This window comes from Micromonospora sp. NPDC051006 (assembly GCF_044456245.1).
In the GTDB taxonomy this organism is placed as follows: Bacteria; Actinomycetota; Actinomycetes; order Mycobacteriales; family Micromonosporaceae; genus Micromonospora.
Window position 1 is genome coordinate 34,364 of the sequence record NZ_JBITFP010000032.1, and the last position, 15,541, is coordinate 49,904.

The following is a 15,541-nucleotide window of genomic DNA, read 5'->3' on the forward strand; positions in this document are numbered from 1 at the left end:
CCGCGCCGGGCCGGGTTGTCACACCGGCGCGGCAGGATGGACGGGTGGCGGATAAGACAGGCGGCCCCGACGCGGTGGGCACCGACGTGCTGGCCGGGTTCGGCCCGGCGACCCGGGAGTGGTTCCGCGCTGCCTTCGCCGCCCCCACCGCCGCCCAGGCCGGCGCCTGGCGCTCGGTCTCCGCCGGGCACAGCGCGCTGGTGGTGGCGCCCACCGGCTCCGGCAAGACGCTCGCCGCGTTCCTCTGGTCGCTGGACCGGCTGGCCCGCGAGCCCGCCCCGGCCGAGGCCCGGCACCGCTGCCGGGTGCTCTACGTCAGCCCACTCAAGGCGCTCGCGGTCGACGTCGAGCGCAACCTGCGCGCCCCGCTCGCCGGCATCCGCCAGGCCGCCACCCGACTCGGCGTCGCCCCACCCGAGATCACGGTCGGAATGCGCACCGGCGACACCCCGGCCGACGAACGTCGGGCCTTCGCCCGCACCCCGCCGGACATCCTCATCACCACGCCCGAGTCGCTCTTCCTGCTGCTCACCTCCGCCGCGCGCGACTCGCTGCGCGGCGTCGAGACGGTCATCGTCGACGAGGTGCACGCGGTCGCCGGGAGCAAGCGCGGCGCCCACCTCGCCCTTTCCCTGGAGCGCCTCGACGAGCTGCTGCCCGCCCCGGCCCAGCGGATCGGCCTCTCCGCGACGGTCCGGCCGATCGACGGCTGCGCCCAGTTCCTCGGCGGCGCGCGGCCGGTCGACGTGGTGCAGCCGCCCAGCGCGAAGACCATCGAGGTCGCCGTCCAGGTCCCGGTCGAGGACATGACCCGCCTCGACGAGCAGGAGCAGCCACCGGAGGACGACCTGGGCGGGCCGGGGCCGCGCCGCGCCTCGATCTGGCCCGCGGTGGAGGAGCGCGTCTTCGCCCTGATCCGGGCACACCGCTCCACCATCGTCTTCACCAACTCCCGGCGCAGCGCCGAGCGGCTCTGCGCCCGGCTCAACGAACTGGCTGCCGAGGAGGTCGGTGACGCCCCGCCCGCCGGAGGGGACGGCGTCCGGCCACCGGCCGAGGTGATGGCCCAGTCCGGGGCGGCCAGCGGCGCGGCGCCGGTGATCGCCCGGGCCCACCACGGGAGCGTCTCCCGCGAGGAGCGCAAGCACATCGAAGAGGCGCTCAAGTCGGGGCAGCTGCCGGCGGTCGTCGCCACCTCCAGCCTGGAGCTGGGCATCGACATGGGCGCGGTCGACCTGGTCGTGCAGATCGAGGCGCCGCCCAGCGTCGCCGCCGGGCTGCAACGGGTCGGCCGGGCCGGGCACCAGGTCGGCGCGGTCTCCCGCGGGGTGGTCTTCCCCAAGCACCGCGGTGACCTGCTCTCCTGCGCCGTGGTCGCCGAGCGGATGAGCGACGGCGCGATCGAGGAGCTGCACTTTCCGCGTAATCCGCTCGACGTGCTGGCCCAGCAGGTCGTCGCGATGGTCGCGCTGGAGCCGTGGCGGGTCGGCGACCTTGCCGTGCTGGTGCGCCGCGCCGCGCCCTTCGCCGAGCTGCCCGACTCCGCGCTGCACGCCGTGCTCGACATGCTCTCCGGCCGCTACCCGTCGACCGCCTTCGCCGAGCTGCGTCCCCGGCTGGTCTGGGACCGGGCCGCCGACCTGCTCACCGGCCGTCCCGGCGCGCAACGGCTCGCCGTGACCAGCGGGGGCACCATCCCCGACCGAGGCCTCTTCGGCGTCTTCCTGGCCGGCGCCGAACGCGCCGCCCGGGTCGGTGAACTCGACGAGGAGATGGTCTACGAGTCGCGGGTCGGCGACGTCTTCCTGCTCGGCTCCTCCTCCTGGCGGATCGAGGAGATCACCCCCGACCGGGTGCTCGTCTCGCCCGCCCCGGGGCAGGCGGCCCGGATGCCCTTCTGGAAGGGCGACTCGCTGGGCCGGCCGGTCGAGCTGGGCCGAGCCATCGGCGCCCGGATCCGCGCGCTGCTGCGGCAGAGCGACGAGGCGGCGATCACCGCCCTGCGCGCCGGTGGGCTCGACAACTGGGCGGCCGGCAACCTGATGGCCTACCTGCGCGAGCAGCGGACGGCCACCCGCTCACTGCCCGACGACCGGACGATCGTGGTCGAGCGGTTCCGCGACGAGCTGGGCGACTGGCGGCTCGCGGTGCACAGCGTCCTCGGTGCCAAGGTCAACGGGCCCTGGGCGCTCGCCATCGGGCGTCGGCTTGCCGAACGCTACGGGGTGGACGCGCAGGTGATGCCCTCCGACGACGGCATCGTGGTGCGCCTGCCCGACACCGCCGAGGAACCGCCGGGCGCCGACGTGGTCGCCTTCGAGCCGGACGAGATCGCCCAGCTGGTCGAGGAGTCGGTCGGCACGTCCGCGCTCTTCGCCTCGCGGTTCCGCGAGTGCGCGGCGCGGTCCCTCCTGCTGCCCCGCCGCGACCCGCGCCGCCGGCAGCCGCTCTGGCAGCAGCGCCAGCGCGCCGCCCAGCTGCTCGACGTCGCCCGGGAATACGCCGACTTCCCGGTCACCCTGGAAGCCGCCCGGGAGTGCCTCCAGGACGTCTTCGACCAGCCGGCGCTGGCCGAGCTGATGGGTGACCTGGCCGCCCGCAAGGTCCGGCTGGTCGAGGTGGAGACGAGCCAGCCCTCACCGTTCGCCCGCTCGCTGCTCTTCGGCTACGTCGGGGCGTTCCTCTACGAGGGCGACGCCCCCCTCGCCGAGCGGCGGGCCGCCGCGCTGGCGCTGGATTCCGCCCTGCTCGGTGAGCTGCTCGGCCGGGTCGACCTGCGTGAGCTGCTCGACCCGGCGGTGCTCGTCGAGACCGAGCGGCAGCTGCGCTGGCTCACCGAGCAGCGCCGCCCGCGCGACGCGGAGGACGTCGTCGAGCTGCTGCGGGTGCTCGGCGACCTCAGCACGGCCGAGCTGGCCGAGCGCGGAGCGCCGGTCGGGTGGCTCACCGAGCTCGAGGCGGCCCGGCGGGTGCTGCGGGTCCGCATCGCCGGCGAGGAGCGCTGGGTCGGCGTGGAGGACGCCGCCCGGCTGCGCGACGCGCTCGGGGTGGCGCTGCCGGTCGGGGTGGCCGAGGCCTATCTCGCGCCGGTCGCCGACCCGCTCGGTGACCTCGTCGCCCGCTACGCCCGCACGCACGGCCCGTTCGCCGCGGCCAGCTGCGCGGCCCGGTTCGGGCTCGGCGTCTTCGTCGTGGAGCAGGCGCTGCGCCGGCTCGCCGCCACCGGCCGGGTGGTCTCCGGCGAGTTCACCCCGGACACCGCCGGCAGCCAGTGGTGCGACGCCGAGGTGCTGCGGCTGCTGCGCCGCCGTTCGCTGGCCGCGCTGCGCCGCGAGATCGAGCCGGTGCCACCCCGGGCGCTGGCCGCCTTCCTGCCCCGCTGGCAGCAGGTCGGCTCGTCCGCCCGTGGGGTGGAGGCGCTGGCCGCGGCGGTCGAGCAGTTGCAGGGCACGGCGGTGCCGGCCTCGGCGCTGGAGCGCCTGGTGCTGCCCGGGCGGGTCGCCGACTACTCCCCCGCCCAGCTCGACGAGCTCTGCGCCAGCGGCGAGGTGCTCTGGGCCGGCTCCGGCGCGATCTCCGGTGGGGACGGCTGGGTCACCCTCGCCTACGCCGACGCGGCGCCGCTGCTGCTCCCGCCGACGGACGAGGCACTGGCCCTCACCCCGCTGCACGAGGCGGTGCTCGACGCCCTCGCCGACGGTCAGGCGCTCTTCTTCCGCCCGCTCGCCGATCGGGTCAACTGCACCGACGACGCCGCGCTGACCGCCGTCGTCTGGGACCTGGTCTGGGCCGGGCACCTCACCAACGACACCCTCGCCCCGCTGCGGGCAGTGCTCGGCGCCGGTGGGGCGCACCGGTCCCGGCCGTCCGCGCCGCGGACCCGCTACCGCCGGCCCGGCCGGGTGGCGCTGCCCACCCGCAGCGGCCCGCCCACGGTGGCCGGGCGTTGGTCACGGCTGCCCGAACGCGACACCGACCCGACCCGACGGGCCGCCGCCCTGGCCGACGTGCTGCTCGAACGGCACGGCGTGGTCACCCGGGGCGCGGTCGTGGCCGAGCAGGTGGTCGGCGGTTTCGCTGCGGTCTACCCGGTGCTCTCCGCGCTCGAGGAGCGCGGCGCGGCCCGCCGGGGCTACTTCGTCGAGGGGCTGGGCGCGGCGCAGTTCGCCGTGCCCGGCGCGGTCGACCGGATCCGGGCCCTGGCCGAGCCGGCCGACGGTGCCCGGGGGCGCGGCGGGGCACCCCTGGTGCTCGCCGCCACCGACCCGGCCAATCCCTACGGCGCCGCCCTGCCCTGGCCGGAGCGTGCGGTCGACTCGGGTGACGGCGACGCGCCGGCCAGCGGGCACCGGGCCGGCCGCAAGGCGGGAGCCCTGGTCGCGCTGGTCGGCGGCGACCTGGCGCTCTACGTGGAGCGGGGCGGCCGCACGCTGCTCTCCTTCACCGCCGACGCCGAGGCGCTCGCCGCGGCCGCCAAGGCGCTCGCCGACGCGGTCCACTCCGGTGCGCTGGGCGCCATCTCGGTCGAGCGCGCCGACGGCGAGGCGGTGCACGCCTCGCCGCTGCGCGACGCGTTGACCGCAGCCGGTTTCCGGGCCACCCCCCGCGGCCTGCGCCTGCGCGGCTGACCAGCCGATCGGGTCGCTACAGGCCGGCGAGCACCCGCTCGTAGCGGGGGCGGTCGGCGGCCGGCGTCCGGGCCTCCAGATAGTTGAGCACCACCGGACCCCGGCGGTACGACTGGCCGCCCCAGGTCGCGGCGAGATCGCCGGCGCTGGTCTCGTCGGGGAAGACGTAGACCGTGACCGCGTCGGTGGCGATCAGCTCGGAGCAGCCCAGGCCGAGCCCGTCCGGTCCACAGTCGACGGAACGGTCGCGGGGGTTGGGCACCTTCAGGCCGGCGGTCCGGAACGCGTCGATCACCTGCTTGGCTCCCGGCGACCCGGTCGGGCGGCGGGGCAGCACCACCGGTGGCGGGCTGGCCGGGCGACGCTCGGTGGGCGGCTGCACGGCCGGGGCGTCCCCGGCCGGGGGAACCGCCGGGGCCGGTACGCCGGACGGGTCGGCGGCGGTCGGCGACACCGCCGGGGACGGGCTGGCCACCGAGGACGGGCTGGCGGCCGACGGGGCGGCTGCGGGCCGGTCGCCGTCGGCGCCACCGCAGCCGGCGGTGAGGGCAGCGGCGATCACGAGTACCGCGACGGCGGGCAGGCTCCGATGTGTCACCAGGGCAGTCTGCCGAACCGGCACGGGCGGCGGCAGTGGCCGGTCGGCCAGTCGCCGTGTCCCATATCCGCCAGCTCGAGAGACCCGCGCCGCCCCGATCGACTCCGGCTACCATCCGGTGCCGGCGAGGGAGGGTGACGTGGACGGGATCACGGTACGACCGGCGCGGCCGGGCGAGCGGACCGCGGTGGACGCGCTGCACGAGCGGGAGTGGGGCGGCCCGTACGTCATCGCCCACGACACCCGCTACGACCTGCGTACGCTGCCGACGCTGGTGGCGGTGGACGCCGCTGGCGCGGTGCTCGGCGCCCTCGCCCACCACCGCGACGGCGACGGGCTGGAGGTGGTCAGTGTGGTGGCCGGCGTGCCCGGTGGCGGCGTCGGCACCGCGCTGCTGGCCGCGGCGGCGCAGACCGCCCGGTCGGCGGGGCTGGCCCGGCTCTGGCTGATCACCTCCAACGACAACCTTCGAGCGCTGCGCTTCTACCAGCGGCGCGGCCTGCGACTGGTCGGGGTGGATCCGGGCGCGGTGGACCGGGCCCGACGGCTCAAGCCGGAGATCCCGCTGACCGGCGAGGACGGCATCCCGCTGCACGACGAGCTGATCCTGGAGCTGCGCACCGCGCCCTGACCTCCCCTCGAGGCACACCCGCGCGGGCCGGGCGGCGGGCGTTAGCCTGCCGGCATGCCCGACGCACCCTGGATCTCGCTGACCACCGACTACGGCCTCACCGACGGCTTCGTGGCCGCCTGCCACGGGGTGATCGCCCGAATCGCGCCGGTCGCCCGGGTGATCGACGTGACCCACCTGGTGCCACCCGCCGACGTGCGGCGCGGCGCGACGGTGCTCGCGCAGACCGTGCCGTATCTGCCGGTCGGGGTGCACGTGGCGGTGGTCGATCCGGGCGTCGGCACGGCACGCCGCGGGATCGCCCTGGCCAGCCCCGGCGGGTTCCTGGTCGGGCCGGACAACGGGCTGCTGCTCGACGCCGCCGACGCGCTGGGCGGGGTGAGCGCCGCGGTCGAGCTGACCGACCCGGCCTGGCTGGCGCCCCGGGTGTCCACCACCTTCCACGGTCGGGACGTCTTCGCGCCGGTCGCGGCGCGGCTCGCGCTCGGCGCGCCGCTGGCCGAGGCCGGTCCCGCGCTCGACCCGACGGAGCTGGTCCGGCTGCCGACGCCGGTGGTGACCGCGCATCCCGGGGGCTTCACCGCCGAGGTGCTGACCGTGGACACCTTCGGCAACGTCCAGCTCGCCGCCGCAGCCGATCTGCTGGACGGGCTGCCACCGGCGGTCCGGGTCACCGCGCGGGCACCCGGAGCGGCCGTGGAACCCGGTCCCGGCTGGCCGGCGGTACGCGGCCGGACGTTCGGCGACGCGCCTGCGGGCGGCCTGGTGGTGCACCCCGACTCGGCCGGCCGGGTGGCCGTGGCGGTGAACCGCGGTCGGGCGGTGGAGCTGCTCGGTGTGACGCCCGGTGACCTGCTGACCATCCACGGTCGAGTGCGGGTGGGCGACTGATTCTCAACTGTGGAATGCTGCCCCGGTGGGTGAGCACTGGGTTCCCGTTGCCTGTCCCTGCTGCGCCTCCCGGACCGGTGGTGGCACCTGCCCGGTCTGCTTCTGGACCGACGACGGTCAGTCCGACACCGACGCCGACGTGGTTCGCGGCGGCCCCAACGGCGACCTGAGCCTGACCCACGCCCGACTCAACTTCGCCGTCTACGGCGCCAGCCACCCGCGCTACCAGGACATGGTCCGCCCGGCCCGCCCGGACGAGCGCCCCTGACCCCCGAGCCGCCCGGGGCGCCGGGCCCGGGCGGTCGAGCCCGGGTCAGCAGCGCGGCACGGTGGCGCCGTAGACGGCCGAGATGTACGCGTGGCTGACGTACTGGCCGCTGGCCAGGCGGTTCCACCGGGTGGTGGTGCGGTACGGCCCGCTGACCGACTGGCCGGTCACGTAGCACTCGATCGGCACGTTGGCGTAGCGGGCGGCCAGTCCCCGGACCGCGTAGCCGGTGCCCGCACCGCTACGGATGTTGAGTGGCCCGTCGCCGACCACGCCACGCGACCCGCCACCGGTCCACAGGTAGGCCACGTCGACCCAGGCGTTCGTGGTGAGTTGCAGCCCGTCCCAGAAGGTGCCGTCTGCCAGGTCGATGCCGGCCGGGTTGAGCACGGTACGGCCGAACTGGTCCCGCCCGCCGTTGTAGCCGGACTGGTAGGCGGCCTGCGCCTCTGGCCGGCCCTGCGGCAGGTCCTTCCAGTTCTCCCGGACCCAGCTCGGGTTCCAGTAGTCGTCCCGGGTGTTCCACGGCCCGACGTCCCAGACCGGGGCGTACTCGCAGCGGCTGCCGGTGGTGGTGCAGACCCGGACGGTGTAGTCGCCGCTGTTCTGCGGCGCGAGCCCGCGTCGGGACGGCAGCGCCACGAAGTGGTCCCGTGGTTGGACGATCCGCCCGTTGGCGGTGGTCTCACCGACCAGCCCGATCCGGGTCGCGTACACCCGGTAGGTGCGCGCGGGGATGGTGGCGGAGACGGCGGCCCGCGCGTCCGCGGTGAGCTGGACCCCGGTGACCGTGGCGGCGGCCCGGGCGTCGCGGGCGGTGAGCACCACCCGGGCCTGCACCCGGGTGACGGGCCGGTCGAAGACCGCGCCGGCGGCGGCGCTGCGCCACTCGGTCCAGCCGCTCGCGCGCCAGCCGCGCACCTGGGCCTCCACCGTGGCGCCGGGCGCGGTCCGCGCGGTCACCTCGGCCCGGACCTGGGTGACCGGCCGGGACAGGGGACGCGGCGCGGTGAGCAGGATCCCCTCGGCTGCCGCGCTGTGCGGGCTGCGGGCGGCCCGGGCCGGGCTCGGGTGGGCGTCGCGCAGCCGGAGCCCGGCCGGGGTGCGCCGGACGTTGACGTCGTCGCCGTCGACGACCGAGAGGTCGACGCTCCACCGTTCCGCGGTCGGGGCGGCGGGAGCGAGGTTGAGGGCGGCGCCGCGGGTCGGCGCGGCCGGTACCGGGCCGGCGGCGGGCACCAGCGCGACGGTCAGTGCGAGGGCGAGGGTGGCGGCGAGGACGGCGGGACGGACGCAACAACGAGCTACTTTCATGTGCATTCTCCTCAGAACTCGCTGATAGTCCCCTTATCGGGAGATCAAGCGGAAGTGCGGTACAAATAGCGATACATGCGAATGCGGCTCGGACGAGAGAGGATGGGAGGATGCCCGAAGGCGACACCGTCTGGAACACCGCCCGCGTCCTGCACCGCGCGCTGGCCGGTGCGACGCTGACCGCGAGCGACTTCCGGGTCCCGCAGCTGGCCACCACGGACCTGACCGGCTGGACCGTGCGTGAGTCGGCCAGCCGCGGCAAGCACCTGCTGCTCCGGCTCACCGCCCCGACCACCGCCGCCCCAACCACCGACGCCGCCCGGGCCGAAGCCGGCGCCGGCGAGCCGGCGCGGGACCGGCACTGGACGCTGCACTCGCACCTGCGGATGGACGGCGCCTGGCGGGCGTACACCCCTGGGGAACGCTGGTCCGCCCGGCCGGCGCACCTGATCCGGGTGGTGCTGCGCAGCCCCGGGGCGGTGGCGGTCGGCTATCACCTGCACGAGCTGGCGCTGCTGCCCACCGCGGCGGAGGAGAGCCTGGTCGGCCACCTCGGCCCGGACCTGCTCGGCCCGGACTGGGATGTGGCCGAGGCGGCCCGTCGGCTGGCCGCCGACCCGGACGCCACCATCGGCGAGGCGCTGCTCGACCAGCGCAACCTGGCCGGCGTCGGCAACCTCTACAAGTGCGAGCTGCTCTTCCTGCGCGGCCTCTCGCCATGGACGCCGGTGCGCGCGGTACCCGACCTGCCCGGCCTGGCGGCCCTCGCCCAGAAGCTGCTCGCGGCGAACCGGGGACGCTGGACGCAGAGCACCACCGGCTCGCTGCACCGGGGGCAGACCAGCTACGTGTACGGCCGACGCGCCCAGCCGTGCCGCCGCTGCGGCACCGCGATCCGCAAGCAGGAGCTGGGTGAACGGGTCACCTACTGGTGCCCGAGGTGCCAGCCGGAACTCCCGGCCGGCTGACCGCCCGGACCCACCCCACCCGTCGCCCAGAAACGGACGATTGGGTAATTCCTAACCGGGCCGTCGGCGTCGCATGCTGCGTTTGGACGCTCACCGATCGTCAGCAGAGCCGGCCCGACCGGGTCGCCACGCCGGGGTGGCAACGGTCGCGCCCCGACCCCGGGGAGAGCCATGGCGATGTTTCGCAGACTCCGGGCCACCTGGACCGACCGCGCGGCGCGCGGCGCCAACGGCCACACCGTCGAGGCCGACCGGGCGGCGGCACCCGTACCGGCCGCCCGGACCGCCGAGGACGCTGCCGCCCCGGCACCGGCGAGCCTGGACCCCGCCGCCGTGCCGCGGTGCTTCGGCCCGGTGCCGAACTTCGCTCACAGCCCGCGGCCGGTCTGCGACGCCGACGACCGGGTGCTGGCCGGCACCGGGCTGCGCAAGTTCGTCGACGCGCTGCCGCGCCCGGGGCCGCTCGGCCGCACCGAGCTGGGCGGGTACCTGCCCGTGGCGGTGCCCGACACCATCAGCTACCCGGGCTGCGACTACTACGAGATCGGGCTGCAGCAGTACGCCCAGCGGCTGCACCGGGACCTGCCGGCCACCCGGCTGCGCGGCTACCGGCAGCTCAACCTCGGCACCGACCCGGCCGGGCACAACACCGTCGCACCGCCCGGCCGGCCGTGGTTCCTCGGCCCGCTGATCCGGGCCCGCCGAGGCCGGCCGGTCCGGATCAAGTTCATCAACCAGCTCCCCACCGGCCGGGCCGGCGAGCTCTTCCTGCCGGTCGACGAGAGTGTCGAGGGGGCCGGCATCGGGCCGCTGGACGGCCCGGCACCGTACCCGCAGAACCGGGCGGTGCTGCACCTCGCCGGCGCGCAGACCGGCTGGATCAGCGCGGGCAACCCGTGGCAGTGGGTCACCCCGGCCGGTGAGATCACCCCGTACCCGAACGGGACCGGACTGACCCACGTCCCGGACATGCCGCCGCCCGGGGCCGGCGCCACCACGCTCTACTACCCGAACGAGCAGAGCGGCCGGCTGATGTGGTTCCACGACAACACCGTCGGCCTGGCCCGGCTGACCGTCTACTCCGGACAGCTCGCGCTCTGTCTGCTCACCGACCCGGCCGAGGAACAGCTCGTCGCCGACGGGGTGCTCCCCGAGGACGAGCTGCCGCTGGTGATCCAGGACAAGACCTTCGTGCCGGACGACACCCAGCTCGCCGGCGAGGATCCGACCTGGGACCGGGACCGCTGGGGTTCCCGGGGCAGCCTCTGGCACCCGCACGTCTACCAGCCCCGGCAGAACCCGTACCGCGGCGGCGGGATCAACCCGACCGGCCGCTGGGACTACGGCCCGTGGTCGCGTACCGCGACGGACGGCGGTCCCGACCTCGACGGCCACCCGCGCGCGGCCACCGACCCGAACGGGACCGGGACGGGCCACCCCGGGCCGGTGCCGAACCCGCATCACGACCCGGTGGCCGCCGCCGAGGAGCCACCGCTGACGCCGGGCGTGCCGCACCCCAGCGCGGTGCCCGAGGCGTTCGGTGACACCCCGCTGGTCAACGGGATCGCCTACCCCTACCTGGAGGTGCAGCCCCGGACGTACCGGTTCCGGATCCTCAACGCCTGCCTGGACCGCAGCCTCAACCTCCAGCTCTACCGGGCCCGCTCGGACGCGCCGATGTGGGACGACGAGGGCAACCTGCTGGACGCCGACGCCGGGGAGGTGCCGATGGTGCCGGCGGTGCGGGCCCCCGGCCGGCCCGCACAGTGGCCGGTCGACGGGCGCGACGGCGGAGTGCCGGACCCGGACGCCGCCGGGCCCGAGCTGATCCAGGTGGGCAACGACGGTGGGCTGCTGCCCACCCCGGTGGTGATCCCGAACCGGCCGGTCGGCTACCGGTACGACCGGCGCGACCCCACCGTGCTCAACGTCGACGGGCACGCCCTGCTGCTCGCCCCCGGCGAGCGGGCCGACGTCGTGGTGGACTTCTCCGCTGTGCCCCCGGGCGGCACCCTGATCCTCTACAACGACTGCCCCGCCCCGCTGCCCGGCTTCGACCCGCGCTACGACCACCACACCGACGCGCCGGACCGGACCGTCGAGGGCGGCCCACCCGCCACCCGCCCCGGCTACGGCCCGAACACCCGTACCCTGCTGCAGTTCCGGGTGAACGGCGCCCCGGCGCAGCCGTACGACCTGGCCCGGCTCCGGGAGCGGCTGCCCCGCGCGTACGCGGCCAGCCAGCGCCCGCCGATCGTGCCGCAGCCGGCCTACGACCCGGCGATCGGCACCCGGACGACGGTGGCGGCGGTGGTGCCGGTGCACGCCACCACGATCGCCTTCACCCCGCCCGGCGGCGCCGCCCCGGTCACCGCGCCCATCGCCGTGAAGGCCGTGCAGCAGATCTTCGAGCCCGGCCACGGCCGGCTCGCCGGTCGGCTCGGCGTCGCCCACCCGCACGCCGGCCCGCTCACCCCCGCCACCCTGCCCCTCGGCACCACCGACCCGGCTACCGAGATCCTCTTCGCCGCCGACCCGGCGGTCCCCGTCGGCGCCCCGGCCGACGGCACCCAGCTCTGGCGGATCGTGGGAAACAGCCGGCAGACCGAGCCGATCCGCCTGGACGGCTGCGACCTCCAGGTGGTCAACCGGGTTGGCTGGGACGGCACGATCCGCCCGCCCGACGGCGGTGAGCTGGGCTGGAAGGAGGTCGTCCGGGTCAACCCCCGGGAGGATGTGATCGTGGCGCTGCGCCCGGTCGCCCCGGTCCTGCCGTTCAAGATCGGCGACAGTGTCCGGCTGCTCGACCCGTCCCGTCCGGCCGGCGCCAGGACCGGCTCGACCCCGGTCAGCCCGGTCGACGGCCGGCCCGCGCTGGTGGTCAACCAGTTGGTCAACCTCGGCTGGGAGTACCGCTGGCACACCCAGCTCGCCGGGCACCGTGACCTGGGGATGAGCCGGCCGCTCGTGCTGCGGGTCTCGCCCCGGGCACCCACCGGGCTGACCGCCACCCCCGCCCCCGGCTCGGCCACCGCGCTGCCGGCGATCGCGCTGGCCTGGACCGGCAACGGCGGTCGCCCCCCGGCCACCAGCCACCTGCTGCAGCGGGCCACCGACGCCACCTTCACCGACGGGCTCACCACGATCACCGTGGCCGCCACCGCGACCCGGTACACCGACGCCACGGTCACCCCCGGTGTCACCTACCACTACCGGATTCGGGCCGAGAACGCGGTCAGCTGCTCGTCCTGGTCGAACAGCGTGCCGGCGTCGGTGCAGCTCACCGCCCCGGCCGGGGTGACCGCGGCGGTACCGCCGGCCGCACCGCTGCGGATCTCGGTGCGCTGGGCGAACCGCTCCTTCGCCACCGGCATCGATGTGCAGCGGGCCACCAACCCGACCTTCACCAGCGGCCCGGGCACCACCGCGATCGGCGTCGGCGACAACCACCTGGACGCCGCCGTGGCCCCGGACACCACGTACTACTACCGGGTGCGGACCACCTACCTCGGCGCGGCCTCACCCTGGTCGACGGTGGCCGCGGTGACCACGCCACCGGCCCCGGCCACGCCGACCTCGGTGAGCGGCACCGCCGCCACGCCGGGACCGGACACCGCGACGGTGATCCTGGGCTGGGCGCCCGGCGCCGCCGCCGGGCCGGGCTCGGGGTTCATCGTGCAGCGGGCGCTGGACCCGGCGTTCGGCCAGGAGGTGGCCACCTTCACGGTGAGCGGGCGCGGCTTCACCAACACGGGGCTGGCCCGCGGTGTGACGTACCACTACCGGATCCGGGCGTTCAACGTGGTCGGCAGCTCACCGTTCACCGCCCCGGTCGCGATCACCACGCCGCCGTGACCCGGGACGGACGGTCAGCGGGTGGGAGCGCGCAGCGGGTCGCCGACCGCGCGCAGCTCGGCCAGCGCCGCGGCCACGCCGTGCAGCAGGTCGGTCGCCTCGGTCAGCCGGGACGCGGCCGGGTGCGGGCCGTCGGGACGGGCGTCCTCGGCCACGTAGCCGGCGGCGGCCACCACCAGCCGCTCGTACGCGGCGACGCCGCTCTCCAGCTGCTCGGTGAGCACGCGGTGCGCGTCGGCCAGCGGCGGCCGGGCGTCGACCGGGGCGAGCCGCAGCGCCCGCTCCACGCTCGCCACCTGGTGGGCGAGGTCCCGCAGCGACCGGTCGGCGGCGGCGGCCTCCAGCGCGGCCGGCTCGGCGATTCCGGTCAGCCGGTTCGCCATCCCGGCGAGGGTGAGCGCCGCCCGGTCCAGCCGGGCCCACGACGCGGCCGCGCCGGTGCCACGCAGCGCCACCCGGGCACGGACCCGGCGTACCTCGGACAGCACGCCGGGGCCGATCGGAAGGCGCTCGACGGCGGCGACCAGCCGGGCCCGGGAGCGGGCGGCGGCCTCCGCCGGGTCGAGCGCCGGCGGCGCCGGCTGGGCGGCCAGCGCCCGCAGGTCGATCCAGCGCCAGGCGGCGAGAGCCACCGCGCTGCCCGCGGCACCCACCCAGGCCGCGTCTGGCAGCCCGAGCCCGGCGTACGGGGTCAGCACGACCGCCGCGCCGCCGAGCCCGCCGGCCAGCACGCTCCACCGTCGGGCGGAGCGGCGCAGCCGGCTCAGCCGCCGGAAGTGCCGCGTACGCTCGTCTGCCACCCTGACCTCCTCGGACCGGCCGCTCAGCCGGCGGCGGTGGTGTCCCCGGTGCCCCGCTCGCGGGCCATGCTGGCCCGGAGCTCGTCGAGCCGGGCCGCGGCGGCCGGATCGGTGGCCGGCCCGGCCGGCGTCGGCTGCTCCGCGGCCGGCCGCTGCTGCGCGCCGAGCTGCTCGCCGGCCATGCTCGACCGGATCTGCTCCAGCCGGGCCGAGCCGGCCGAGTCGAGCGTCGCCTTCTGGATCTCGAGCATCCGGCCCTCGGCCGAGTTGCCGGCCAGCTCGGCGCGGCCCATCGCGGTGGCGTAGCGGCGCTCGATCCGGTCCCGCACCTCGTCCAGCGAAGGCGTGGTGCCGGGGGCGGTTAGCGCCGACATCGACTCCAACGAGCGGGCCACGCTCTCCTGCATCTTGGCCTGCTCCAGCTGGCTGAGCAGCTTGGTGCGCTCGGCGAGGCGCTGCTGGAGGATCATCGAGTTGTTCTCGACCGCCCGGCGGGCCTGGGCTGCCGCGCCGAGCGCCTGGTCGTGCAGGGTCTTCAGGTCCTCGGTGGCCTGCTCGGCGCTGACCAGCTGGGTGGCCAGGGTCTGCGCGGACTGCTCGTAGCGCCCGGCCTCGGCCTCGTCGCCCCGGGCCCGGGCCTGGTCGGACAGGACCAGCGCCTGCCGGGCGTTGGCCTGGAGGCGTTCGACCTCGGACATCTGCCGGGAGAGCTTCATCTCCAGCTGGCGCTGGTTGCCGATCACCGCGGCGGCCTGCTGAACGAGCGCCTGGTGCTGGCGCTGCGACTCCTCGATGGCCTGCTGGATCTGAACCTTCGGGTCCGCGTGCTCGTCGATCCGGGCGCCGAAGAGCGCCATCAGGTACTTCCACCCCTTGACGAACGGGTTGGCCATCTCCGCGGTCCCCTCAGTAACGTCGCTCCGCCTCGACGGTGCCGGGTGGGACGACCCCGCCCTGGCGCGGCAGCCACTCCATCGTCCCAGCCGAGCGCCAGACCGGCACCCGTACCGGTGAGCCGACGGGCCGACACCCTCCGCGATCAAGCCTACGCGGACCGGGCGATGCCGGCCATGGCGTGCGGGCGGGCGGGAATCAGGCGGCGCAGACCACGTCGCGGTCGCGCTTCGCGGAGCGGACCCGGGTGCTGCGCAGGGTGGCCTTGAGCGGCGAGTCCTGGCGGACCGAGACGGCGACCTTGCCGTCGGCGCTTACCTGGCGGACGCCCCGGCCGGCGGACCTGGCCACCGCACCCGCCGGCACCTTGGCGGGCTCGGCCGGCTCGTCGTGCACCGGGACCAGCACGTTGGGCATCTGCTCGGCGAGCGCGACGGTGTCGCTGACCTCACGCAGCAGCTCGGAGAGGCGCGCGCCGAGCGCGTCACAGATCGCGGCCAGCAGCTCGCTGGACGGCTCCTTCTGGCCGCGCTCGATCTCGGAGAGATAGCCGAGGCTGACGTTGGCGGCGGAGGAGACCTCCCGCAGGGTGCGCTGCTGCCCCTGCCGGCGCGCCCGCAGTGCGTCACCGATCACCCGGCGTAGCAGGACCATCGCACCTCCCCCTGAGGGCTGAACTCGCTCCGGGCGACCG

General features: G+C 76.0%; 11 protein-coding genes. 6 read left to right on the top strand and 5 right to left on the bottom strand.

What is annotated here, in order from left to right; genetic code table 11:
- The first annotated feature begins 44 nt into the window (after positions 1-44).
- Entirely contained in the window at positions 45-4,628 is a 4,584-nt protein-coding gene (locus ACIBBA_RS31030) for an ATP-dependent helicase (RefSeq protein ID WP_396702070.1), read from the top strand.
- Positions 4,629-4,644: 16 nt separating this feature from the next.
- Here the strand turns inward: ACIBBA_RS31030 and ACIBBA_RS31035 are convergent, their stop codons facing one another.
- Positions 4,645-5,226 carry a hypothetical protein gene (locus ACIBBA_RS31035; RefSeq protein WP_396702072.1) on the bottom strand — a complete coding sequence of 194 codons (582 nt, stop codon included), beginning with the start codon at positions 5,224-5,226 and terminating at the stop codon, positions 4,645-4,647.
- A gap of 139 nt (positions 5,227-5,365) precedes the next feature.
- Here ACIBBA_RS31035 and ACIBBA_RS31040 point away from each other — a divergent pair, with 139 nt between their 5' ends.
- From ACIBBA_RS31040 to ACIBBA_RS31050, 3 genes are read left to right on the top strand one after another with little or no spacing between them, the layout of a single operon-like run.
- Entirely contained in the window at positions 5,366-5,857 is a 492-nt protein-coding gene (locus tag ACIBBA_RS31040; protein ID WP_396702074.1) for a GNAT family N-acetyltransferase, read from the top strand.
- Positions 5,858-5,911: 54 nt separating this feature from the next.
- A complete protein-coding gene (locus ACIBBA_RS31045; RefSeq protein WP_396702076.1) occupies positions 5,912-6,748 on the top strand; it encodes an S-adenosyl-l-methionine hydroxide adenosyltransferase family protein in 837 nt (278 codons plus the stop codon).
- Between the two features lie 25 nt (positions 6,749-6,773).
- Positions 6,774-7,016 (top strand): CPCC family cysteine-rich protein, encoded by a 243-nt coding sequence (locus ACIBBA_RS31050; RefSeq protein WP_350869854.1) that lies wholly within the window; start codon positions 6,774-6,776, stop codon positions 7,014-7,016.
- 45 nt (positions 7,017-7,061) lie between these two features.
- Here ACIBBA_RS31050 and ACIBBA_RS31055 read toward each other — a convergent pair whose 3' ends face one another.
- Positions 7,062-8,330 (bottom strand): hypothetical protein, encoded by a 1,269-nt coding sequence (locus ACIBBA_RS31055; protein WP_396702077.1) that lies wholly within the window; start codon positions 8,328-8,330, stop codon positions 7,062-7,064.
- Positions 8,331-8,440: 110 nt separating this feature from the next.
- On the opposite strand from ACIBBA_RS31055, the gene ACIBBA_RS31060 reads away from it, so the two are divergent.
- On the top strand, positions 8,441-9,298 hold the full coding sequence (locus tag ACIBBA_RS31060) for a zinc finger domain-containing protein (RefSeq protein WP_396702078.1): 858 nt from the start codon (positions 8,441-8,443) through the stop codon (positions 9,296-9,298).
- Between the two features lie 171 nt (positions 9,299-9,469).
- On the top strand, positions 9,470-13,153 hold the full coding sequence (locus ACIBBA_RS31065) for a hypothetical protein (protein WP_396702079.1): 3,684 nt from the start codon (positions 9,470-9,472) through the stop codon (positions 13,151-13,153).
- Between the two features lie 14 nt (positions 13,154-13,167).
- On the opposite strand, the gene ACIBBA_RS31070 is transcribed toward ACIBBA_RS31065, so the two are convergent.
- The 3 genes from ACIBBA_RS31070 to ACIBBA_RS31080 form a co-directional block, all read right to left on the bottom strand.
- On the bottom strand, positions 13,168-13,953 hold the full coding sequence (locus ACIBBA_RS31070) for a hypothetical protein (protein WP_396702080.1): 786 nt from the start codon (positions 13,951-13,953) through the stop codon (positions 13,168-13,170).
- A 23-nt stretch (positions 13,954-13,976) separates the two neighbouring features.
- On the bottom strand, positions 13,977-14,846 hold the full coding sequence (locus ACIBBA_RS31075; protein WP_396702082.1) for a PspA/IM30 family protein: 870 nt from the start codon (positions 14,844-14,846) through the stop codon (positions 13,977-13,979).
- 199 nt (positions 14,847-15,045) lie between these two features.
- On the bottom strand, positions 15,046-15,501 hold the full coding sequence (locus ACIBBA_RS31080; RefSeq protein WP_350869843.1) for a helix-turn-helix transcriptional regulator: 456 nt from the start codon (positions 15,499-15,501) through the stop codon (positions 15,046-15,048).
- Between the last annotated feature and the right edge of the window lie 40 nt (positions 15,502-15,541).

Coding starts and splice junctions, on each gene's coding strand:
- ACIBBA_RS31055 (WP_396702077.1), bottom strand. CDS start 8,330: ATGAAAGTAGCTCGTTGTTGCGTCCGTCCCGCCGTCCTCGCCGCCACC.
- ACIBBA_RS31075 (WP_396702082.1), bottom strand. CDS start 14,846: ATGGCCAACCCGTTCGTCAAGGGGTGGAAGTACCTGATGGCGCTCTTC.
- ACIBBA_RS31060 (WP_396702078.1), top strand. CDS start 8,441: ATGCCCGAAGGCGACACCGTCTGGAACACCGCCCGCGTCCTGCACCGC.
- ACIBBA_RS31065 (WP_396702079.1), top strand. CDS start 9,470: ATGGCGATGTTTCGCAGACTCCGGGCCACCTGGACCGACCGCGCGGCG.
- ACIBBA_RS31045 (WP_396702076.1), top strand. CDS start 5,912: ATGCCCGACGCACCCTGGATCTCGCTGACCACCGACTACGGCCTCACC.
- ACIBBA_RS31080 (WP_350869843.1), bottom strand. CDS start 15,501: ATGGTCCTGCTACGCCGGGTGATCGGTGACGCACTGCGGGCGCGCCGG.